The sequence below is a fragment of the Bradyrhizobium zhengyangense genome (assembly GCF_022012435.1).
GTDB lineage: Bacteria > Pseudomonadota > Alphaproteobacteria > Rhizobiales > Xanthobacteraceae > Bradyrhizobium > Bradyrhizobium zhengyangense.
In genome coordinates this window covers 346,804-368,493 of record NZ_JAKLUA010000005.1, presented here as the reverse complement: position 1 = coordinate 368,493, position 21,690 = coordinate 346,804, and the positions used below count along the sequence as shown (strand labels likewise).

Sequence of the window (21,690 nt, the reverse complement as noted above, 5' to 3'; positions counted from 1 at the left end):
CGTGTGGAACGAACCCCTCATCCGGCGCTTCGCGCCACCTTCTTCCGCAAGGGGAGAAGGAAGAACGGCACCTCTATCCCATCAATTAAACGCCATCCCTCCACTCAACGCGATCGTCTGCCCGGTCATATACGCATTGTCCACCAGCAGCATCACTGCTTTTGCCACCTCGTCCGCCGTGCCGAAGCGGCCGAGTGGGATGCGGCTGATGAGTTGCGGCTGGCCGATCATCATGTCGGTCTCGATCAGCGACGGCGCCACGGCATTGACGGTGATGCCTTCCTTCACCAGCCGTGCGGCATAGCCACGCGTGAGGCCCTCCATGCCGGCCTTGGAGGCATTGTAGTGCGGACCGATCGAGCCGGCGCCGCGCGCGGCACCCGAGGAGATGTTGACGATGCGGCCCCATTTTCGCGCGCGCATCGATGGCAGCACGGCCTGGGTGCACAGGAACACGGATTTCAGATTGACCAGAATGGTACGGTCGAAATCATCCTCGGTGAGATCGTCGACGCCGCGGGTGATGGCGATGCCGGCATTGTTGACGAGAATGTCGATGGGCCCGAGCCCCGCCGTGACGCGCGCGACCATATCGGCCACGGCGTCCCGCTGAGAAACATCGGCGGCAGCGACGATGGTGTGTCGGCCCTGCCGCGCGATCTCGTCGGCCAGCTTATCGGCCTGACCGATCTGCTCGCGGCAGTTGATCGCCACGGCTGCGCCTGAGGCGGCGAGGGCGCGACAGACGGCCGCGCCAATTCCGCGCGAGCCACCGGTGACAAGCGCCACGCGCCCTTGCAGATCATTTGCCATCTCCGGGCCTCCCGTTGTTCTGCTTTATGGTCGCGCGAAGCGTATCACGCCGGTCGATGGGCGGTGTTGAATTGGTCGCGAGATGAATCCGCCTGCCGGTGCGCGCACGTGGAGAAGTGCCCCAGCGCGCCCGTCGCAAATATGGATAGCCATTTCATTGATGGCCTGCTTCGTCGAGCGTGCGCCGTGCTTGCCCTTCCTGATCTTGTCGATCTCGTCCTTGACGAATTCGCCGGCTTGCGTGCTGGCCGATTTACCGGCGCGCTTGTCCTGCAACGCGCCGACGCGACAATTGATCCTATCAGCCCTTCAAGGCGGCGAGCAGTTCGTCCGGCCGCTCGGCCATGATCATGTGGCCGGCGCCCGGCACCACGACGGTCTTGGCGTGCGGGATCGCAGCCGCAAGCGCCTTGCCGGCTTTCGCGGGGGTCATCATGTCCCGCTCGCCAAGGATCAGGGTTGTCGGCACCTTCACGCTCGCAGCAGCAGCAAGCGCATTCGCATAGGCATTGCAGGCCGACAAATCCCTGAACAGCACGCCCGGCTCGCAAGCCTGCAGCACCGCCTGCGCGCCGCCATGCATCCAAAGGCCGGGAGCGAGGCTGCCGCCGAGCTCGGCGTTGAAGCCGAGGCCCCAGATCGAGACCATGTCGTTGGCATCCTGCGAATTGGCTTCGGCGGCCTTCAGCAGATCCGGCCCGACCGTCATGGTCGCCGCCGTGCCGATCAGGCTCAGCGCCGAGACTTTGTCGGGGTGGCGCGCCGCGGTCTCCAGCGAGATCAGCGATCCCATGGAATGACCAATGAGATGGGCCTTCGTTGCGCCCGCCGCTTCGAGCAGCGCTGCGGTCCAGTCCGCCATCTCGGAGATGCTTCCGAGCGAGGGGCCGGCCGAGCGGCCGTGGCCGGGCAGGTCAGGCGCCAGCACGCCAAAACCGTGATGGGCGAACCAGCGCGTATGCAGCGCCCAGGTCGAATGATCGAAGCCCGCACCATGGAGGAAGACGACCGTTGGCAGGGATTTGTTGAATTCGCGGCCGCCGGTTGCGGCAAAGACCTCGGCGCCGTTGACTGAAAGCTTCATGATGTCAGACCTTCTGCGAGATGCGTAGCGCCTGCGCGAGATCGTCGATGATGTCGCTGGCCGTCTCGATGCCGACCGAGAGCCGCACCAGCTCCTCGCCGATGCCGGCGGCGTTGAGCTGCTCGGCATCCATCTGCTGATGCGTCGTCGAGGCCGGGTGGATCACCAGCGTCTTGGCGTCGCCGACATTGGCGAGATGGCTGATCATGCGCAGCTGCTCGATGAATTTCCGACCGGCGGCCCGGCCGCCCTTGATGCCGAAGGAGATGATCGAGCCCGCACCACGCGGCAGCAGCGTCTTCGCAGGCTGATAGTCGGGGTGATTTTCCAGCGAGGGATGCAGCACCCAGTCGACGGCCTTGTTGGACTTCAGCGCCTCCAGCACCAGATGCGTGTTCTGCATGTGCCGGTCCATGCGCACGCCCAGCGTCTCGACGCCCTGCAGCAGCTGAAACGCGTTGGTCGGCGAAAGGCAGGCGCCGAAATCTCGCAGACCTTCGGTGCGCGCGCGCATGATGAAGGCCGCGGTGCCGAACTGCTCGTCGAAGACGATGCCGTGGTAGCCGCCATAGGGCTCGGTCAGCACGCCGAACTTGCCGGAGCCGCGCCAGTCGAACCGGCCGCCATCGACGATGGCGCCGCCGATCGCGATGCCGTGGCCGCCGATCCATTTGGTCGCCGAATGCATGACGATGTCCGCGCCCAGCTCGATCGGGCGGCTGAGATAGGGCGTCGCAAACGTATTGTCGATCAGCAGCGGAATCTTGGCCTCGTGCGCGATCGCAGCGACCTTGGGGATGTCGAGCACTTCCAGCCCCGGGTTGCCGATGGTTTCGCCGATCACAAGTTTTGTGTTCGGCTTGATCGCGGCGCGGAACGCATCGAGATCGCGCGGCTTGACGAAGGTGGTCGTGATGCCGAAGCGCGGCAGCGTGTGTGCCAGCAGATTGATGGTGCCGCCATAGAGCGAGCTCGACGCCACGATGTGGTCGCCGGCGTTCAGCAGCGTCGCGATGGCCAGATGCAATGCGGCCATGCCGCTGGCAGTGCAGATCGCGCCGACGCCGCCTTCCAGCGCCGCAAGCCGCTCCTCCAGCACGCCCGTGGTGGGGTTGGAGATGCGCGTGTAGATGTGGCCGGCGCGCTCCAGATTGAACAGCGCCGCGGCGTGGTCGGAATCCTGGAACACGTAGGACGTGGTCTGGTAGATCGGCACCGCGCGGGCGCCGGTCGCGGGATCCGGATGCTGGCCCGCATGCAGGCTCAGGGTCTCGAAGGCGGGCGGTTTTGGCGCGGGCATGCGTGGCCTCGTTGGTCGGTCGCGGAGGCGGCCCTTGTGCCACAAAAACGAGCGGCACGTCAGCCCATTGACAGCGCCGCGTGAGTTCACGCACTCGCGCGAATGGCCTGCTCGATCACGCGCGTCTCGCGCAACAAGATCTCCGCAACCTCCTGCTCGCGGCGCGGGCCAAGCCTCGTTCGAACGGCGGAGACGGTCATTGCAGCGGCGGGGCGGCCGTCCGGGGTCTTGATCCATGTCGAGATCGATTTGGTGCCCTGGATGAGACCGATCTCCCTCATGCCGTATCCCAGCCGTCTGGCTGCGGCGATTTCGCCGAGCACCGTCGCGACGTCGGTCCGGTAGGCTTCGAACCGCGCCTCATTCGCCGTGACAATTTTGCGCGCGTCCTGCGCCGGCAGCGCGGCGAGGATGGCGACGCCGGCGCTGGAGACACCGAGCGGTCGGCGCGCGCCGACCTCGATCGATAGCACCTGGATCGGATAGGCGCCGATCCTGCGATCGACGCACAGCGTGTCGTTGCCGGTCCGCACCGTCAGGAACAGCGTGTCGCCGATCTCGGCGGAGGCGCGGCGCAGCGAAGGACCCGCGGCGACCAAAAGCGGCGAGGGGCGGGGACGTGCCAGCGCCAGCTCCGGCACCTGGTTGCCGATCGCGTAACGGCCGGTCTTGTCGTGCCGTTCGACAATGCTTTCCTCGATCAGTACGTGGACGATCCGATGCACGGTCGGCCGCGTCAGGCCGGTGGCCCGCACGACCTCGGCCAACGGCACACCGTCCTCGCGCCCGGCGGCAAGAATACGCAGCACCGACAGCGCGCGCCGGATCGCCTGCGCGCCTTGTCGCGGCTCCGTGGCGCGCGTGGAACTTCTGGGGGATGTTCTGTCCATAATATGGACAAGAACGCCACAATTCGCTCGACAGGTAAAGGGTGCATCTGAAGATGGCGCTTTCGTCAGGGATGCCGTGCGCGATGTCACGGCGCCCGAGCCGGAGTTGGAGACGCTGGGAGGTTGGGATGAGATCGCTCTGGATAGCGGTAGCCGCAGTGGCCGCGATGCTGACGGGGCCCGCCTCTGGCCAGCAATGGCCGGCGCGCAGCGTCAAGCTGATCGTGCCCTATCCGGCCGGCGGCAACGTCGACAGCGCCGCGCGCATCATTGCCGACAAGCTGCAGGAAAAGCTCGGCCAGTCCTTCATCATCGAGAACAAGGCCGGCGCCGGCGGCATGATCGCGGGCGAGGCCTTCGCGAAATCAGCGCCTGATGGTTACACGCTGTTCGTCGGCGCCAACGGCCCCGTGTTGTTCGCCCCCGAAATCAACAAGCGCGACGCCTATGTCTGGAAGAAGGACTTCCTGCCGATCTCCACCATCTCGATGACGCCGCTGGTGCTCGAGGTGCATCCGTCGGTGCAGGTCACGACCTTCAAGGAGTTCATCGATCTCGCCAAGCGCGAGCCCGGCAAGCTCACCATGGCCTCGCCCGGCCCCGGCACCACCAACCATCTGCTCAGCGAGCTGATGCAGTCGAGCCTCGATCTGCAATGGGTCACCGCGCATTACCGCGGCAATGCGCCAGCGATCAACGATCTGCTCGGCGGCCAGGTGCAGTTCGCGTTCGACCAGCTCACGGTCAGCCTCCAGCACATCAAGGCCGGCTTGTTCCGCGCGCTTGCCGTCACCAGTCCGCACCGGCTGAAGTCGCTGCCTGACGTGCCGACCTTCACTGAACTCGGTTACAAGGACTTTGACGCCCAGACCTTCACCGGCCTGTTCGCGCCGGCGGGCACGCCGGCCCCTGTTGTCGACAAGCTGCAGGAGACGCTGACCGCGATCCTCAGGGATCCCGGCGTGATCGACAAGTTCGACAAGTTAGGAGCGGACGCCACGGCGATGACGCCTGACGAGTTCAAAGCCTATCTCGAGCGCGAGGATGCCAAATGGATTCCGATCGTGCGCAAGGCCAACATCAAGGCTGAGTGATGCGGATCGATCCCACCGAGCTTGGCGCGGAACGTATCTACCGGCTGATGACCGGCATCGTGGTGCCGCGCCCGATCGCCTGGGTGACCAGCCTGTCGCGGTCAGGCGTGCTCAATCTCGCGCCGTTCAGCGCCTTCACCTTCGTCTCGCAGAAGCCGCCGATGCTCGCCATCAGCGTCGGCCGCAAGGGCGCCGATTACAAGGACACAGCGCACAACATCCTCGACACCGAGGAATATGTCATCCACATCGCCGATATGCCGCTGATGTCGGCGGTGCACGACAGCTCCGTCGAGCATCCGCCTGAAATCAGCGAGGTCGAGCATCTTGGCCTCGAGACGCTGGATTGCGAGCGCGTCAGGGTGCGCCGGCTCGCGGCCGCGCCCGTCGCGATGGAGTGCCGCCTCTGCCAGTGCCTCGAATTCGGCGACGCCCGCAGCCGCCTGATCGTCGGCGAGGTCGTCATGTTCCACATCCGCGACGGCCTCGTGAATGACGGCAAGGTCGAGACCAAGGCGCTCGATCCGATCGCCCGCATCGGCGGTCCCCGCTATGCCCGCCTTGGCGAGATCGTGACGCTGAACACCGTGTTCCAGACGCCAAAATCAAGAGACTGAGCGCGCCAGCCGCTCGCCGGCCAAGTCGTCTCGAGATCATTGGAGGAAATGATAATGCGACTCCTGAGCTATCTCCTGGGCGGAGAGCCGCGCTACGGCGCAGCCGTTGCAGGCGGTGTGGTCGATCTGAGCAAACGGATCGGTCGCGACCATCCCGACGTCAAGGCACTGATTGCCGCCAACGCGCTCGCCGATGCGCAGAGGGCGGTCACCGGCCAGAAGCCGGACTACCCGCTGGAAAACCTCGCCCTGCTGCCGCCGGTGCTGGCGCCGGAAAAGCTCTGGTGCATCGGCGTCAACTACGCCGAGCGCAACGCGGAATATAAGGACAATTCGGACCTGCCCAAATATCCGAGCCTGTTCGTGCGCAACATGTCGTCGATGACGGGTTCCGGCCAGCCGTTAGAGAAGCCGCACGTATCAGATCAGCTCGACTACGAGGGCGAGCTCGTCATCGTGATCGGTCAGGGCGGTCGCCATATCAGCCGCGAAAACGCATGGTCGTACATCTTCGGCATGACGCTGTGCAACGAAGGCACGATCCGCGACTGGCTGCGCCACGGCAAGTTCAACGTCACGCAAGGCAAGAATTTCGACCGCTCCGGCAGCATCGGTCCCTGGATCGTCACGGCGGACGAGCTCGACCCGCGTGGACCCCACGACATCATCACGCGCGTCAACGGCGAGGTGCGGCAGCAGGACACGACCGAGCGGCTGATGTTCCCGTTCGATTTCCTGATCTCCTATCTTTCGACCTTCGCGACGCTGAAGTCAGGGGACATGATCGTGACGGGCACGCCAACGGGAGCAGGCGCCCGCTTCGATCCGCCGCGCTGGCTCAAGGTCGGCGACGTCGTCGAGGTCGAATCCAGCCGCATCGGCGTGCTGCGTAACACCGTGGCTGCGGAGCAGTAGACCATGCTGGATCCTGCGACGATCGAGCGCAAAGGGCGACACCTTTCATACCGACTACGGCGCTTTCGGCTCCGTGTCGTGCCAGTTCGTCTGAACCAACAATAAGAGGAAACGCAGAATGACGAGCCACTCGCGGCGCAGGAGCATTCATATCGGCGGCTTCAAGCACGCCAACCCGATTCCGAACGCCTGCCGTATCGGCAATCTCATGATGTCGGGCGTCATTCTCGGCCGTGACGCGGCCGGCGTAATGCCCGAGAGCCTGGATGCGCAATGCGCCAACATGTTCGCGCATATGAAGGCGACGGTAGAGGCCGCCGGTGGCACCACCGACGACATCATCAAGATGACGGTGTGGCTGAAGGATCGCACGCAGCGCGGCCCCGTCAACGTCGAATGGCTGAAAATGTTTCCGGACGAGCATTCGCGGCCGGCGCGGCACGCGCTGCCGATGGACGTCATGGACGGCGGCGCGCTGGTGCAGTGCGACTTCACCGCCGTGATCGACTGAAGGAGTTTTGCGCATGCCGACCTATCTGCCGTTCGACCCGAACCCACGCCGCCCGAGCAAGGCGCCGCCGCCAAAGACCATCGACAGCCAGTTTCACGTGCTCGGTCCCGTGGACAAATATCCGGAGCGTCCGGGGGCGGCCTACCGGATGCCATCAGCGACCTGGGAAGCTGCGCTGCGCATGCACAGAGCGCTCGGCATCGAGCGCGGCATCATCGTGCAGACCACGACTTACGGCGCCGACCATTCCGTCGTGCTCGACGGTCTCGCCGCGATGGGTCCGAACTATCGCGGTTGCGCCAACGCGCTGGTGTTTGCGGAAGCGAACGATGCCTATCTCGCCAAGCTACATGACGCGGGCGTGCGCGGCGCCCGCTTCAGCTTCCGCCAGGAGCTCGGCGCCGTGCTGTCGGACGCCGATTTCGCCCGCGCGATCGCGCGCATTCGCGAGCTCGGTTGGTATGTGAAGATCCAGCCGGAGAAGGACGGCATTGTCTCCAGCGTGGCGAAATACGAAAATCTCGACGTGCCCGTGCTGATCGACCACATGGCGCGGCCGCTGCCCTCGAATGGCAAGGACGATCCCAACCTGCGCAAGATGCTGGAGCTCCTCAAGAAGGGCAATTTCTGGGTCATGCTCTCGCTCGGCGAGAAGACCTCGCAGACCGGTGCTCCTTACGACGACGTGATCCCGATCGCGCGCGCCTATATCGAGGCAGCGGTCGATCGCTGCGTCTGGGCCAGCGACTGGCCGCATCCGGTCTCCGTCAAGCAACCGCCGAACGATGCGGATCTGCTCGAACTGATGTATCGCTACGCGCCGGATCAGACCGAACTCGAGAAGATTCTCGTGCACAATCCGGCGAAGCTGTTCGGCTATGCGGACTAGAGCGATCGAGGCTCGTCGTGATGACCGGTGTGTTCCCTCCCCGAGGGACCGCATCTTTATCGTCGCGTCAACCGGGGCCGATCACACCGTCCGTCCCGCCAGCCGGTCGCGTACCTCGGCCGCGATCTCGAACGAGCGCAGCCGCGCGGCGTGGTCGTAGATCTGGCCCGTGGTCATCAGCTCGTCCGCCGCGGTGTCGGCGATCAGCGCCTTCAGCTTCTCCTCGACCAATGCGGGCGAGCCGACGGCGGAAATCGCCAGCGACTGCGCGACGCCGGCTTTCTCGGCCGGCGACCACAGCGTATCCATGTCGTCGACCGGCGGCGGCAGCTGGCCGGGCGTGCCGCGGCGTAAGTTGATGAATTGCTGCTGCAGCGAGCTGAACAAGCGCTGCGCCTCGGCATCGCTGTCGGCGGCAAACACATTGACGGCGACCATGGCATAGGGCTTTTCCAACTGCGCCGAGGGCTCGAACCGGGCGCGGTATTCGCGCAGCGCCGGCATCAGCATCTGCGGCGCGAAATGCGAGGCAAACGCAAAGGGCAGGCCGAGCATCGCCGCGAGTTGCGCGCCGAACATGCTCGAGCCGAGAATCCAGAGCGGCACCTTTGTCCCCATCCCCGGCACGGCGCGGATGGCCTGGTTCGGTTGCACATCGCCGAGCAGCGCCTGCAGTTCCAGCACGTCATGCGGAAAGTTTTCGGCCGCCGTCGCAAGGTCGCGCCGCATCGCCCGCGCGGTGAGTTGGTCGGTGCCCGGCGCGCGTCCGAGCCCAAGATCGATCCGGCCGGGATAGAGCGACTCCAGCGTGCCGAACTGCTCGGCGATGACAAGCGGCGAATGGTTCGGCAGCATCACGCCGCCGGACCCGACGCGGATCGACTTGGTGCCGCCTGCGACATGGGCGATCACCACGGAGGTTGCGGCACTGGCAATCCCCATCATGTTGTGATGCTCGGCGAGCCAGAACCGCTTGAAGCCCCACCGTTCCGCATGCCTGGCAAGATCGAGCGAGTTACGAAAAGCCTGCGCGGCGTCGGCGCCCTGCTTGATGGGCGCGAGGTCGAGCACGGAGAAGGGGATCATGGGCGGCACCGGATGAAGGCGCGGGAGGCGCGCCGGGGCCCCAGATGTGGGGACCGTCCCCAAGGATTCCAGCCCCCGCTACCGCATGACTGTCACGCCAGCAGGCGGCGTGCGTTCGCGAGTGTCTGCGAAGGGAGCTCTCCAATCATGTCGTGATAGAGCTTTGAGAAATCGCCCATGTGCCAGAAGCCGTGCGCGTAGGCACTGGCCTTGATCGTCAGCCCGGGCGTGCCGTTCCGCAATTGCCGCCGCACGGCCCAGAGCCGGTTGAGCTGGCTGTAGCGGAGCGGGCTGGTGCCGCAGACGGCGTGAACCGCGTTTTGCATCGTTCGCGCTGAAATGCCGATCTCTTTGGCGAGAGTGTCACAGTAGATGTTGGTGGTCTGGTTCGACGTCACGACACGCTCGATCTGGTCCACGATCGTCTTGTAGCGTGAGCGTGTGTTGCTCCGGTCCACGTGCCCGGCAGACATGGCCTCCTGGAATGCCGAGAACAAAGCCGTCTCGATCGTTTCCGGTGCGCCCTCCGCGCGGATGGCTTCCGGATGCGCGGCGGCGGTCTCGAGGATGCCCCGAACGTGCATTCGCAGCCGGTCCAATGCCAGCTCCGGTAATCGCAGCAAAAGGTGGCCGTCGTCCAAAGCTAACCAGTTCTCCGCGAGCGCATCCCGTTTGATCGACAGGATGGCAACAAGGCGTGCTTCCGGTTCGTAGACCGTGCAGTTGGCGTCGCCCTTAAAGACGATCAGCGACCGGCCGACATCCTTGCCATTGACACGGGTCGAGCCGATCTCGTCCATCGGAACGACGATGACGAGCCGCCCGGCAAAATCGTACCCCTTGATGATGCGCGGAAAGGTTCGTACCAGCGACAGGGTGCTGGCGTGCAGGGCGAGACTGGCGCGCAGGACCGAGAATTGTCCGCTCCTGAGAGGGACGCTCTCCGCACGGGCATACCGCTCGCTCACGCGAAACTGGTCGATGTCCGCGTAACGCACCAGCTCCAGGGATGTCGAGGATTGAAGATTTCTGAAAAGCATCGGATTCGAAACAATGATATGAGATGCGTCATACTACCATCGGTATCGCTCGGGAAGAAGGAATATTTGCCGTAGCCCGGTCGAGTCTCCGTAGAATCGCGGAGCACACGCTCGTCTCGCCCTATCGAAATTCGGCAGCGCGTGAAACGCGCCGGTAACGGGACGATGGATCGGACCACGGCGCGATGTTGCGCGTTCGGATTTGCTGAAGAAGAACTTACGGAATTTCGATACGGAAGTTTGTTGCCGCGTTGGATGACTTCCAACATACTAAACGCGAAAACTCCAAAGACTGGGACGAGGGCACGCTGATGTCGAATGTTGCGGCATTCCCGGCGCAATCGAGCGCGTCCGCCTCAAAGGCGGTGCATCGGCTGAACGAGATCTGGACGTCCGTCGAGACCTTCACGCGGCAGGTCGAGTATGATCGGGTGACGCCAGTCGACATGCTGCGGATCCTCAGGATCTTCAACACGGCGAACAGCTGCATTCGCATCGTCTTGTCGGACTTCAAGGATGATCCCGCGATCGATCAGCTCGTCAGCTATTCTTGCGGGATCACCGGGATGATCGAACAGGCCCGACAAAAGGTCGCCGGCCTGATCGACGGAAGCCGGGAGCGGGTCCCAATTCCCAAACCCTTTCCAGCCGGGCGCCTCGGCGACTGAACTCTGCCGCTCCGAGCCTGCGATCGGCGCGAGTTGTCCGACGAGGCTGCCGCCTTCACAACCCTGTTATTGCGACCCATGGCGCCCTTCGTCTCAACTGGGCGTTTCGCGCCTAATGTTGTACCCTCGGCTGCGCCACCGTCGCCAGGAGGACACACATGACCCTTGTCGTACTCAATCGCCGCAACCTCCTCATTGCCGGCGGTACCGTCCTCGCATCGGGCGTCTTGGCAGCGGGAACGTCAGGCCTCCTGCTGCCTGCCCGCGCGGAAGGTCTCGCGCCGACGGAATCGATGACCGGCGGTGCCAACAACTACCGCAAGGGCGCGCCGATCGTGGAGCGGATCGGCAAGGGCGGCTTCGTGATGAGCGGCACCGTACGCCGCGCCGGCGACGGCGCGCCGCTGGCCGGGCAGCGCATCCAGATCTGGGCGCACACGGTCGAAGGGCAGGAGCACGAGCCGCAGAGCCATGGCGCCACGCTCACCGACAAGGACGGCGCCTTCCGGCTCGAGATGCCGCAGATCATTCCGATCTTCGGCCAGCCGCATGGCCACCTCGCCTATGACAGCGGTGAGTTCAAGACCGTCTTCCTGCGGCCGATCATGCGGAGCGCAAAGGACACCAGCCTCGAGGCGCATTTCGTGCTTCAACCGGCCTGATCGCGTCGCAAATGAAGGGGTCGAGATCCCTGATCTGGGCGGCCCTTGGCTTGGCCCTTGGCGTGCCGATCGCGCTCGCCGCGACGAGCGAGCAGCTTGCATGGCGCGGCCCGGTCTACATCCTCGCCGGCTTCGCCGGCATCATCGCCCTCGGTCTGGTGCTGGTTCAGCCCCTGCTGATCGGCGGGTATCTGCCGGGCCCGTCGGCTTATCGCGCAAGGTGCGCTCATTATTGGATCGGCGGCGGGCTCGCCCTGGCCGTGGTGATCCACGTCGCTGGCCTCTGGTTCACCAGCCCGCCCGACATGATCGACGCATTGACCTTCTCGTCGCCGACACCGTTCTCCCCCTTTGGCGTGATCGCCATGTGGGCGATCTTCGCGGTGGCGCTTCTGGCAGGCTTGCGCCGACGGCTGGGCCTGCGGCTGCGCACCTGGCGCATCGTCCATATCCCGCTCGCGATCGTCATCGTCATGTGCGGCGTGGTCCATTGCCTGCTGATCGAGGGAACGATGGAGACCATCTCGAAGGCGGCGCTATGTGCGCTTGTCGTCGCCGCAACAGTCAAGGTCATGGTCGACCTCTGGCGAAAGCGGGCGCTGCGCGGCGAGAGCGCATAGGGCAGAAGGCGTAGGTTGAACCAAGGCGGAACCCCATGCGTCTGCTTCTGCATTTGCTGGTCGGGCTGCTCAGCGCCTTCTGCGTGATTGCTGCAAGTGTATTCAGTCGCGAGGTGATGCCGCCTGTTTTCTCGATCGTCTGGACTCCGGCCATGTGGCTGGTTCGTCTGTCGGACGTACTTTGCCCACCGCAAGGTGTAAGATGCTTTCCGGGGTCGGTCAGCCAGGGCTCACATCACCTGTGGTTTGGGCTCTGCCTTCTTGGCTTTTGGTGGATTGTCATGTCATTCTTAACATGGCTACTCTTTCGCTTGCGCCGTTCGTCTCCGCCCGAAGTCCTTCCGGGCAGTGGGCTGGGTGAATCGCGATGACCGTCAGCTCCCCCGATCTGCAAGCATTCCTGCTCGCGACGCCGTTCTTCGGCGGCCTCTCGGACGCGAGTCTCGACTTGCTGATTTCGATGCTGGTCGAGTGCCGCTTCGATGCCGGCGCAACCGTGGTGGCGGAGGGCGAGCCGGGACGCTCGATGTTCATCGTCAAATCCGGCCGGCTCGCGGTCAGCAAGCGCAGGGATTCAGGGACCGCCGTCCCGATCTCCGCTCTGGAGCGTGGTGATTTCTTCGGCGAGATGACGCTGATCGAAATGCAAAACCGCTCCGCCACCGTGGTTGCGGAGAGCGAGACCGTCCTCTACGAGCTGACCGCGCAAAAGCTCTACGCCTGCTACAAGGCCGACATCCACGCCTATGTGATCGTCCTGCAGAACATCAATCGCGAGCTGTGCCGGCGGCTAAGGCGCGCCGATAATCGCATTACGGGACATCAGGCGGGCGACGACATCTGACGGGGGCGCCGGTTCGCGGCTGCGGCTATAGCAGCGCCAACGAGTGCAGCGAGTTTCTATGAAGGCCAAAGGCAACCAGGCCGGAGAGAAGCAATGCAGTCCCAGTCACGATCAGGCAAAACGCAAACACTATCGAAGCCCCTCGTTCGTCTTGAATGCGAGGAACGATAATAGATAAAATTTTACCGACAATCGAAAGAAAGAATTAACCTTACTTGGGCGGTCGAAGAGAGCGTGCGTGGCAAGGTCGCTAGCTCAAATGACGGCCAAAGAAGTCGATCAGCTGTTCGTTGTGCTGGTTCTCGATATCGCTGTTCACGCTGTGCCCTTCCCCTTCATAGAGGTGGACTTCCGGAGCGCGGCCATGACGTTTCAGCCGGTCCCGTAGCCGGTACGTCATCTCGACGGACCACGTGGCGTCCTTGGTGCCGTGACTCAGGAAGATCGGACCATTGAAACGTTCGATTTCGATCGGCGTCGTTGGAAGGAGCTCATTCGACGATCCGCGCCAGCTCCAGGCACGATCCGCCGGGTCCCAAGGGCGCCAACCTTGATCCCCGGCGTCTCTCCACATCCTCGAGTTAAATGCTCCACAAATGACATCAGGTGGAGTGTGCACAGCAATCGCGTCAGGAAGTCCGGCGACGCCATCTCTCGACATCAGCGACGCCAGCAAGAGAGCATGTTCAGCACCGCGCGAAATTCCGGAGAGTCCGACCTTCGTTCCGACGATCGACCACGCACGCAGGCTGGAAAGGGCCTCCGCCGTGCTGTCGAGGGACACCTCTATGATGTCGCCGCTGTTCTTGCCGTTTGAATAGGGAAACGCCATCGCGAGAAAACCATGCGCGGCCAGAACAGCGGCGGTCCTGTAGATCATCCCCGACCGACTGCCTTCCGAACCGTGCAAGAGCACGATCGCCGGAAATGGACCTTCACCGGGAGGACCATACCCCCAACCCCAGTTCGGCAACGAGCGGCGAAGGATCTTGAGCGGCATGGCGAATCCTGTGAGGGAGCACTCTTCGGAAGTGAACACGCGATGAGCAGAGCCAAGGTTCGATTGTCGTCGACCACACTTCGCTTAGTAAGCAAAGCAGCGCTTGTACGTGCTCGCCAGTCTAAACCGTCGGGCAAAACACCTCGCCTCCCGCCAAATCCCTGTCCGCAAAAATATTCCACTTTACCGAAATTCGGTTTTGCGGCATTCTCTCGACCATCCCGACCCGATGGAGAGGGGCGATCTTACGTCGTCACGAACGTGGGTTGGGGAAGCGGTGGACGCGGCGGGCCGGCGCGGATGTGAGGGCAGGGCGGGCGGAGGATTGAGCCGAAACCCGTGAGCCCGGCACAAGCGGTGTCGTACGAACGGCGCCTGTATCCGATGACGCTTTGGGCCGAAGCCGGCTGCGTCCAGCGAAGCCCCTTGGCGAAGCGGGAGCGCTGCGTACTGCAAAACCGTGTGGTCCTGGCCGTCGTCGCTATGGTCAAGCCTTTGCGGAGGCGGCACTGGCGTCAACCGGCGCGGTGTCGGTGAATTCCGCGAGGCGACGGTGACAACAAGAATTCGTCGCCGGGGAGAGCACGGCATAAGCCGTCCAACCATCGCGCAGGGAAGGCCGAGTGTTCGGCGCCACCTGCGGTCTCCTTGCGCTACACTTTCGCGCAGCGGACCGCGGGTGCCCGTCGGCACCCGGTCTTCCCTGCACCTTCTTCAAGGGAGGAGGGCAACGGAAACGAGCAAAACTCGGGCGTTTCCTGCCGCCAGAATGCCTGTTCACGCTCATTTTCGAAGATGAAGAATGGTGCTGCCAGACAGGATTGAACTGTCGACCTCTCCATTACCAATGGAGTGCTCTACCACTGAGCTACGGCAGCATGTGCTGGGATCAGAATCGGCCGCCCGAGGGGCCTACCAAGCGGGCCGATATCTGCCACAGGCCTCCCCGCTGTGCAAGCTTGCATGACCCGTCCGAACGAGAAAATCGGGGCGATACCGGGGGTATTACGGCTGTTTCCGCTCGAAACGACCGACTTTCGGCCGATTTCGGTTCCGATCCCCGCCAACTGGCCAGTTGGCCGGCGCGGTGGATTCGGCCCATTTTGGATTTCGCACGATCGGGACATCAGGGCCTCTTGAGCTGCCGCATTCTCCGGGCATGTTATCGCCACAGGCTGGATGGACCCGTGATGGCTGACGAGATCGACAGGAACGCAGGACAAGACCGCACATCGCGCGACGACCGGCTGAAATCGGCGCTGCGGGAGAATCTGAAGCGCCGCAAAGCGCAGGCGCGCGAACGCGCCGCAAGCGTCGACCCCTCGCAAGATGGCGATGGGTCCCTAGATGAGGGGACCGCCGGCGAGACCTGAGTTGGGACACGAGCGGCTGGATATTTTGGAGTGCATGCAGTGGCCACGGGGCAAGACGAATCACAATCAACCGATCGCAATGCGCAGATGGCGCGCTTCACCCGGCCCGAGCAGACGTTTCCGACGTTGACGTCCGCCGAGATCGAACGTCTCAGGCATTTTGGCGAGCTTCGCACCTATAAAGACGGCGAGCTGCTGTTCGAGACCGGCAAGCCGGGTCCGGGCATGTTCGTCGTGCTCAAGGGCCATGTCGCCATCACCCAGCGCGATGGCCTCGGCAATATCAGCCCCTTGATCGACCAAGGTCCCGGCCAATTCCTCGCCGAGCTCGGCCAGCTGTCCGGACGCCCGGCGCTGGTCGATGGCCGCGCCGAAGGCGACGTTGAAACGCTGCTGTTGCCGCCGGAGCGCCTGCGCGCGCTGCTGGTCGCCGAGGCCGAGCTCGGCGAGCGCATCATGCGCGCGCTGATCCTGCGCCGGGTCAATCTGCTCCAGGCCGGCGTCGGCGGCATCGTGCTGATCGGTCCCTCGCATTCAGTCGGCGTGGTGCGCTTGCAGGGTTTTCTCACCCGTAACGGCCAGCCGCATCATCTGCTCGATCCCGACAGGGACCGCGATGCCGCCGAGGTAATCGCGCGCTATTCGCCCAAGCCTGAGGATTGGCCGCTGGTCGTCACGCCAGACGGCGCGGTGCTGCGCAACCCCGGTGAGACCGAGCTTGCGCGCGCGATCGGCATGATCGGCGGCCCGCGCAATGATCGCATCTACGACGTCGCGATCGTCGGCTGCGGCCCGGCGGGGCTCGCGACCGCCGTGTACGCGGCCTCCGAAGGCCTGTCGGTGGCCGTGCTAGACACCCGCGCCTTCGGCGGCCAGGCCGGCGCCAGCGCGCGCATCGAAAACTATCTGGGTTTTCCGACCGGCATTTCCGGCCTGGCGCTCACGGCGCGCGCCTTCAACCAGGCGCAGAAGTTCGGCGCCGACATCATGATCCCTGTCACGGTGAAGTCGCTCGATTGCGCGCGCAAGGACGGGGCATTCTCCGTCGCTCTCGACGGCAGCGATCCCCTGCGCTCGCGTTCGGTGGTGGTCGCAAGCGGCGCGCGCTATCGCCGGCCTGAGATCGCCAACCTCGACAAGTTCGAGGGCCGCGGCGTCTGGTACTGGGCCTCTCCGGTCGAAGCAAAACTGTGTGCCGGCGAGGAGGTGGCGCTGGTCGGCGCCGGCAATTCGGCGGGACAGGCGGCGGTGTTCCTGTCGGGACATGCCAGACGCGTCTTGATGATCATCCGCGGCGGAGGCTTAGGGGCCAGCATGTCGCGCTATCTCATCGAGCGGATCGAGGCGACGCCGAATATCGAGCTGCTGTTCAACACCGAGATCACGGCGCTCGAAGGCGATGAGGCCTCGCTGCTGCGGCGGATCCGCTGGAAGAGCCGGCTGTCCGATGACGAGGATTCCGCCGACATCAAGAATATGTTCTTGTTCGTCGGTGCCGATCCCGCCACCGGCTGGCTCGACGGCTGCGGCGTGACGCTCGATCGCGGCGGCTTCGTCGTCACAGGCGCGCAATCCGAGCTGAACCAGGGCAGGCCCGTGGCGCCGCTCGAGACCTCCGTGCCCGGCGTCTACGCCGTCGGCGACGTCCGCTCCGGCTCGGTCAAGCGCGTCGGCGGCGCCATCGGCGAAGGCGCGCAGGTCGTGGCCTCCCTGCACGGCTATCTCGGCGACGCCGCAAAACCGGCGCTTTAGTCAAGCAGAAGACAAGCAGACGGCAAGTCGATTGTGGCTTGCCATCTTGCCGTGTCCCACAGACACTCGCCGCGTCGCGACCAATCGCGCGTGGAAGAACAAATATTCAACGGGAGGACTCAATGGCCGAACTCGTCGTGCTCTACAAGACGCCCAAGGACGCTGCAGCTTTCGACAAGCATTATGCCGAGACCCACATTCCGCTCGCCAAGAAACTTCCCGGCCTGAAGAAATACGCCGTCAGCACCGGCGCAGTCGGCTCGCCCGCAGGTCCTTCGGGCATTCACCTCGTTGCCATCCTCACTTTCGACAGCGTGGGCGACATCCAGAAAGCGTTTGGAAGCGAAGCCGGCAAGGCGGCGGCCGGCGACGTGCCGAAATTCGCCAGCGGCGGCGCCGACCTCTTGATCTTCGACACCAAGGAAGTCTGATCGCGACGATCGACTCAACTTTCGTCGAAAGCTGCTGTCGTTCGTGACAGCGCTGCAAAAATTCAGCCATGCGTTTGTCGATTCGCACGATGACGCATGGCTGCGCGCGCATATGTGACGTCGGCGCAGGTGGCAATCCGATGAGGAGCGTAATATCAATCCTCTGATCTCAATGCAGAGACGAGGAGAGATGTCATGGTTCTCGGGATGAGCCTGCAAGCCTTCACACTGGTCCATGTCATCATCAGCCTGATCGCCATCGCCGCGGGCCTGATCGTGATGTTCGGGCTGCTCGGCTCGAAGCCGATGCCGGGCCTCACTGCGATCTTCCTGCTCTTCACCATCCTGACCAACGCCACGGGCTTTTTGTTTCCGTTCAAGGAACTGCTGCCCTCTTACATCATCGCAGGCATCTCGCTGGTGCTGCTCGCGATCGCCTGCATCGCGCTCTATGGCATGAAGCTCAAAAGCGTGTGGCGGCCGGTCTATATCGTGACCGCGATGATCTCGCTCTACTTCAACGTCTTCGTTCTGATCATCCAGTCGTTCCTGAAGATCCCGGCGCTGGCCGCGCTCGCGCCCGCTGTGCCGCCGGCGCCGCCGTCCGGGCCCGTGTTCGCCGTGGTGCAGGGCCTCGTGCTGGTGTTCTTCGTGGTGCTGACCATCGGCGCCTGGCGCCGCTTCAAGCCGATGGCGTTCGCCTGATCGTTTCTGATTACAAGGAGTCCTCCAATGCCCACCATCACCACCAAAGACGGCGTCGAGATTTTCTACAAGGATTGGGGCTCGGGCCAACCGATCGTGTTCAGCCATGGCTGGCCGCTGTCGTCGGACGACTGGGATGCGCAGATGATGTTCTTCGTCACCCGCGGCTATCGCGTCATCGCCCATGACCGCCGCGGCCATGGCCGCTCGGCGCAGGTCGCCGATGGCCACGACATGGATCATTACGCCGACGATCTCGCGGTGCTGACCGCGCATCTCGACCTCAAGAATGCCATCCATGTCGGCCATTCCACTGGCGGCGGCGAGGTCGTGCACTACATCGCGCGCCATGGCGAATCTCGCGTGGCGAAGGCCGCGATTCTCTCCGCGGTGCCGCCGTTGATGGTGAAGACGGACGCCAATCCGGGCGGTCTGCCTAAGAGCGTGTTCGATAGTCTCCAGGCCGCACTCGCCGCCAGCCGCACGCAATTCTACCGCGACCTCCCCACAGGGCCCTTCTACGGCTACAACCGCCCCGGCGCAAAACCGTCGGAAGCGGTGATCCAGAACTGGTGGCGCCAGGGCATGATGGGCGGCGCGAAGGCGCATTACGACGGCATCGTTGCGTTCTCGCAGACCGATTTCACCGAGGATCTGAAGAAGATCAACGTGCCCGTGCTGGTGATGCATGGCGACGACGACCAGATCGTGCCCTACGCCGATTCCGCGCCGCTGTCGGCCAAGCTGCTCAAGAACGGCACGCTGAAGACCTACAAGGGTTTTCCGCACGGCATGCCGACCACGGAAGCCGAAACCATCAACGCGGACCTGCTGGCGTTCTTCAAGAGCTGAGCGGATCGCTCTGCTTAGGGGCGAGGGTGGGATGTCTCAGCGCCGCTGACGGTGTATCCTTCGACGAGTTCGCAGCCCCCGTATCGGCTGCGAGCTTTGGATACTTCAGCGCCGGCGTGCGTTGAATCCCGTTCGGTCCCCTCGAGGAGAAGTGTCGGTGATGTCTCCCCAGCTCAAACTGATCGCGCTCGACGCCGATGATCTCGCCGTCATCTCGACCCATGTGCAGGACGCGCGCGTCCAGCCCGCCGATATCATCTGGCGCCAGGCGGAGAAGCGCCTCGTGGTTGGCATGAGCCGGTTGGATTGGGAGCAGACGCTGGCGGGCGAGACCGAGCCGCGCCGGCTGGTGTCGGCGCTCCGCTTCGATCGCGTGCTCGCCTGCAAATCGCGCAATATCGATCTGGCCACGCCCGAAGCGGTTCTGGACCTCGTCGGAATCGAGTTTCATCCCCAAGACGGCCGCGACGAGGAGCCCGGCGGCAGCGCCCTTCTGCTGTTCGCCCAGGGCGGTGCCATACGGCTAGACGTCGAATGCCTGGAATGCCAGCTGACCGATCTGGGCGCGGACGAACTGGGCACCGGACTGGGGCTCGAGGGGGAGGGGTGAGGCGGCCTGTATACCAGCCGAGGCAGCTCAGGTTGCCGCCGAGCCTTCCAAGGGTTGACGCAGCTTCCCCGCCGCGCCATTGAGCAGGGGGCCGGTAAGCCAAACTGCGCCCCCTAAAACCAGCAGAAGCCAAGCCAAAATGCCCGTTCGTCTCGACCGCAGCAGTGCCGATTTTGACCAGCGATTCGCGGCCTTCCTCGCCGCCAAGCGCGAGGTCTCGGCCGATGTCGAGACCGCTGTGCGCGCCATTGTCGACGATGTGGCCAGGCGCGGCGACGCCGCCCTGCTCGAGGCCACCGCCAAGTTCGATCGGCTGGCACTGGATGCATCCGGTCTTCGCGTCTCGGCCGCCGAGATCGAAGCCGCGACCAAGGCCTGCGATGCCGCGACGCTGGATGCGCTCAAGCTCGCGCGCGACCGCATCGAGACTTATCACCGCCGCCAGCTGCCGAAGGACGAGCGCTTCACCGACCCGCTCGGCGTCGAGCTCGGCTGGCGCTACACCGCGATCGAATCCGCCGGCCTTTACGTCCCCGGTGGCACCGCGGCCTATCCGTCCTCGGTGCTGATGAATGCAATGCCGGCGAGGGTTGCGGGCGTCTCGCGCCTCGTGATGGTGGTCCCCTCGCCCGACGGCAAGCTCAATCCGCTGGTGCTGGCGGCTGCCTCGCTTGGTGGTGTCACGGAAATCTACCGTGTCGGCGGGGCGCAGGCTGTCGCCGCGCTTGCCTACGGCACCGCGACGATCGCGCCTGTTGCCAAGATCGTCGGCCCCGGCAATGCCTATGTTGCCGCGGCCAAGCGCCTGGTGTTCGGCAAGGTCGGCATCGACATGATCGCCGGCCCCTCCGAGGTGCTGGTGATGGCCGACGACACCGGCAATGCCGACTGGATCGCCGCTGACTTGCTGGCGCAGGCCGAACACGATGCCAGCGCGCAGTCGATCCTGATCACCGACTCCACGCGCCTTGCCGCCGATGTCGAGAGAGCGGTCGAAGCGCAGCTGAAGACGCTGCCGCGCGCCGCGATTGCCGGCAAGTCCTGGGCTGATTTTGGCGCCATCATCATGGTGAAGAGCCTCACTGAGGCCATTCCGCTCGCGGACGCGATCGCCGCCGAGCATCTCGAGATCATGACCGCGGATCCGGATGCGCTCGCCGCAAAGATCCGTAACGCCGGCGCTGTGTTCCTCGGGGCGCATACGCCGGAGGCGATCGGCGATTATGTCGGCGGTTCCAACCACGTGCTGCCGACGGCGCGCTCGGCGCGATTCTCCTCAGGACTCGGGGTTGCCGATTTCATGAAGCGGACCTCGATCCTGAAATGCGGCCCGGACCAGCTGCGCGCGCTTGGACCGGCCGCGATGACGCTAGGACAAGCGGAGGGGCTGGATGCCCATTCGCGCTCGATTGGATTGCGCCTCAATCTGTCATGACAAAGCCGCCCGAACAGGACGACTCGACCAATCGCATCGTCGCGGTCACCCTCGACGAGGACTCGATCGGCCGTTCCGGGCCGGACATCGAGCATGAGCGTGCGATCGCGATCTACGATCTGATCGAGCAGAACCTGTTCGCGCCTGATGGTGCCGAAGGAAAGGGCCCGTTCACGCTGCACATCGGCATCAGCGGCAACCGGCTGATGTTCGACATCCGCCGCGAGGACGGCACGCCCGTCGTGGCGCACCTGCTGTCACTGACGCCGTTCCGGCGGATCGTGAAGGACTATTTCATGATCTGCGACAGCTACTACCAGGCGATCCGGACCGCGACCCCCGACAAGATCGAGGCCATCGACATGGGCCGCCGCGGCATCCATGACGAGGGATCGCGTACGCTGCAGGAGCGGTTGAAGGGCAAGGTGCGGGTCGATTTCGAGACGTCGCGCCGGCTGTTCACGCTCATCACTGTTCTTCACTGGAAGGGCTAAACGCG

25 protein-coding genes and 1 tRNA gene are annotated in these 21,690 nt (G+C 64.1%); 17 read left to right on the top strand and 9 right to left on the bottom strand.

The window, feature by feature from the left end:
• Nucleotides 1-81 precede the first annotated feature (81 nt).
• The 5 genes from L6637_RS18860 to L6637_RS18840 form a co-directional block, all read right to left on the bottom strand.
• Entirely contained in the window at nt 82-813 is a 732-nt protein-coding gene (locus L6637_RS18860; protein WP_237859614.1) for an SDR family NAD(P)-dependent oxidoreductase, read from the bottom strand.
• Nucleotides 814-837: 24 nt separating this feature from the next.
• On the bottom strand, nt 838-1,089 hold the full coding sequence (locus L6637_RS18855; protein ID WP_237859612.1) for a hypothetical protein: 252 nt from the start codon (nt 1,087-1,089) through the stop codon (nt 838-840).
• A 25-nt stretch (nt 1,090-1,114) separates the two neighbouring features.
• Nucleotides 1,115-1,897: an alpha/beta fold hydrolase gene (locus tag L6637_RS18850; protein ID WP_237859610.1), complete on the bottom strand. Its 783-nt coding sequence runs from the start codon at nt 1,895-1,897 to the stop codon at nt 1,115-1,117.
• Between the two features lie 4 nt (nt 1,898-1,901).
• The gene (locus tag L6637_RS18845) at nt 1,902-3,197 is read right to left on the bottom strand and encodes an O-acetylhomoserine aminocarboxypropyltransferase (RefSeq protein ID WP_237859608.1); all 1,296 of its coding nucleotides are present in this window, start codon (nt 3,195-3,197) and stop codon (nt 1,902-1,904) included.
• 86 nt (nt 3,198-3,283) lie between these two features.
• Nucleotides 3,284-4,087: an IclR family transcriptional regulator gene (locus L6637_RS18840; protein WP_237871678.1), complete on the bottom strand. Its 804-nt coding sequence runs from the start codon at nt 4,085-4,087 to the stop codon at nt 3,284-3,286.
• A gap of 128 nt (nt 4,088-4,215) precedes the next feature.
• On the opposite strand from L6637_RS18840, the gene L6637_RS18835 reads away from it, so the two are divergent.
• From L6637_RS18835 to L6637_RS18815, 5 genes are all read left to right on the top strand, one after another.
• The gene (locus L6637_RS18835; RefSeq protein WP_237859605.1) at nt 4,216-5,181 is read left to right on the top strand and encodes a Bug family tripartite tricarboxylate transporter substrate binding protein; all 966 of its coding nucleotides are present in this window, start codon (nt 4,216-4,218) and stop codon (nt 5,179-5,181) included.
• Nucleotides 5,181-5,798, top strand: coding sequence for a flavin reductase family protein (locus L6637_RS18830; RefSeq protein ID WP_237859603.1), 618 nt, complete (start codon nt 5,181-5,183; stop codon nt 5,796-5,798). Before L6637_RS18835 ends, L6637_RS18830 begins: the two co-directional genes overlap by 1 nt.
• 54 nt (nt 5,799-5,852) lie before the next feature.
• On the top strand, nt 5,853-6,713 hold the full coding sequence (locus tag L6637_RS18825; RefSeq protein ID WP_237859601.1) for a fumarylacetoacetate hydrolase family protein: 861 nt from the start codon (nt 5,853-5,855) through the stop codon (nt 6,711-6,713).
• A 118-nt stretch (nt 6,714-6,831) separates the two neighbouring features.
• Nucleotides 6,832-7,224: a RidA family protein gene (locus L6637_RS18820; RefSeq protein ID WP_237859600.1), complete on the top strand. Its 393-nt coding sequence runs from the start codon at nt 6,832-6,834 to the stop codon at nt 7,222-7,224.
• 13 nt (nt 7,225-7,237) lie between these two features.
• Nucleotides 7,238-8,113 (top strand): amidohydrolase family protein, encoded by an 876-nt coding sequence (locus L6637_RS18815; RefSeq protein ID WP_237859597.1) that lies wholly within the window; start codon nt 7,238-7,240, stop codon nt 8,111-8,113.
• Nucleotides 8,114-8,194: 81 nt separating this feature from the next.
• On the opposite strand, the gene L6637_RS18810 is transcribed toward L6637_RS18815, so the two are convergent.
• Together L6637_RS18810 and L6637_RS42595 are read right to left on the bottom strand one after the other, a co-directional pair.
• Nucleotides 8,195-9,199: an LLM class flavin-dependent oxidoreductase gene (locus L6637_RS18810; protein WP_237859593.1), complete on the bottom strand. Its 1,005-nt coding sequence runs from the start codon at nt 9,197-9,199 to the stop codon at nt 8,195-8,197.
• 92 nt (nt 9,200-9,291) lie between these two features.
• Entirely contained in the window at nt 9,292-10,197 is a 906-nt protein-coding gene (locus tag L6637_RS42595) for an AraC family transcriptional regulator (protein ID WP_237859591.1), read from the bottom strand.
• Between the two features lie 353 nt (nt 10,198-10,550).
• On the opposite strand from L6637_RS42595, the gene L6637_RS18800 reads away from it, so the two are divergent.
• The 4 genes from L6637_RS18800 to L6637_RS18785 all read left to right on the top strand — a co-directional run bounded on the left by L6637_RS18800 (nt 10,551) and on the right by L6637_RS18785 (nt 13,033).
• Entirely contained in the window at nt 10,551-10,907 is a 357-nt protein-coding gene (locus tag L6637_RS18800; protein WP_237859590.1) for a hypothetical protein, read from the top strand.
• A 158-nt stretch (nt 10,908-11,065) separates the two neighbouring features.
• The gene (locus tag L6637_RS18795) at nt 11,066-11,569 is read left to right on the top strand and encodes a peptidase associated/transthyretin-like domain-containing protein (RefSeq protein ID WP_237859588.1); all 504 of its coding nucleotides are present in this window, start codon (nt 11,066-11,068) and stop codon (nt 11,567-11,569) included.
• A gap of 11 nt (nt 11,570-11,580) precedes the next feature.
• On the top strand, nt 11,581-12,189 hold the full coding sequence (locus L6637_RS18790) for a ferric reductase-like transmembrane domain-containing protein (protein ID WP_237859586.1): 609 nt from the start codon (nt 11,581-11,583) through the stop codon (nt 12,187-12,189).
• Between the two features lie 367 nt (nt 12,190-12,556).
• Complete coding sequence (locus L6637_RS18785) at nt 12,557-13,033, top strand: Crp/Fnr family transcriptional regulator (RefSeq protein ID WP_237859584.1); 477 nt, start codon at nt 12,557-12,559, stop codon at nt 13,031-13,033.
• Nucleotides 13,034-13,283: 250 nt separating this feature from the next.
• Here the strand turns inward: L6637_RS18785 and L6637_RS18780 are convergent, their stop codons facing one another.
• Together L6637_RS18780 and L6637_RS18775 are read right to left on the bottom strand one after the other, a co-directional pair.
• Entirely contained in the window at nt 13,284-14,033 is a 750-nt protein-coding gene (locus L6637_RS18780; protein WP_237859581.1) for an alpha/beta hydrolase family protein, read from the bottom strand.
• Between the two features lie 803 nt (nt 14,034-14,836).
• A tRNA-Thr gene (locus L6637_RS18775) sits at nt 14,837-14,911 on the bottom strand.
• A 312-nt stretch (nt 14,912-15,223) separates the two neighbouring features.
• On the opposite strand from L6637_RS18775, the gene L6637_RS18770 reads away from it, so the two are divergent.
• The 8 genes from L6637_RS18770 (at nt 15,224) to L6637_RS18735 (ending at nt 21,685) form a co-directional block, all read left to right on the top strand.
• Entirely contained in the window at nt 15,224-15,406 is a 183-nt protein-coding gene (locus L6637_RS18770; protein ID WP_237859578.1) for a hypothetical protein, read from the top strand.
• A gap of 87 nt (nt 15,407-15,493) precedes the next feature.
• Complete coding sequence (locus L6637_RS18765; protein WP_237861281.1) at nt 15,494-17,158, top strand: FAD-dependent oxidoreductase; 1,665 nt, start codon at nt 15,494-15,496, stop codon at nt 17,156-17,158.
• Nucleotides 17,159-17,280: 122 nt separating this feature from the next.
• Nucleotides 17,281-17,589, top strand: coding sequence for an EthD family reductase (locus L6637_RS18760; RefSeq protein ID WP_100175035.1), 309 nt, complete (start codon nt 17,281-17,283; stop codon nt 17,587-17,589).
• 195 nt (nt 17,590-17,784) lie between these two features.
• Nucleotides 17,785-18,294: a hypothetical protein gene (locus L6637_RS18755; protein ID WP_237859577.1), complete on the top strand. Its 510-nt coding sequence runs from the start codon at nt 17,785-17,787 to the stop codon at nt 18,292-18,294.
• A gap of 27 nt (nt 18,295-18,321) precedes the next feature.
• A complete protein-coding gene (locus L6637_RS18750) occupies nt 18,322-19,146 on the top strand; it encodes an alpha/beta fold hydrolase (RefSeq protein ID WP_237859575.1) in 825 nt (274 codons plus the stop codon).
• A 160-nt stretch (nt 19,147-19,306) separates the two neighbouring features.
• Entirely contained in the window at nt 19,307-19,756 is a 450-nt protein-coding gene (locus L6637_RS18745; protein WP_237859573.1) for a DUF2948 family protein, read from the top strand.
• A gap of 139 nt (nt 19,757-19,895) precedes the next feature.
• Nucleotides 19,896-21,191, top strand: a complete 1,296-nt coding sequence (hisD, locus tag L6637_RS18740) for a histidinol dehydrogenase (RefSeq protein ID WP_237859571.1) — start codon at nt 19,896-19,898, stop codon at nt 21,189-21,191.
• Complete coding sequence (locus tag L6637_RS18735) at nt 21,188-21,685, top strand: UPF0262 family protein (RefSeq protein WP_057759780.1); 498 nt, start codon at nt 21,188-21,190, stop codon at nt 21,683-21,685. Before hisD ends, L6637_RS18735 begins: the two co-directional genes overlap by 4 nt.
• Nucleotides 21,686-21,690 lie beyond the last annotated feature (5 nt).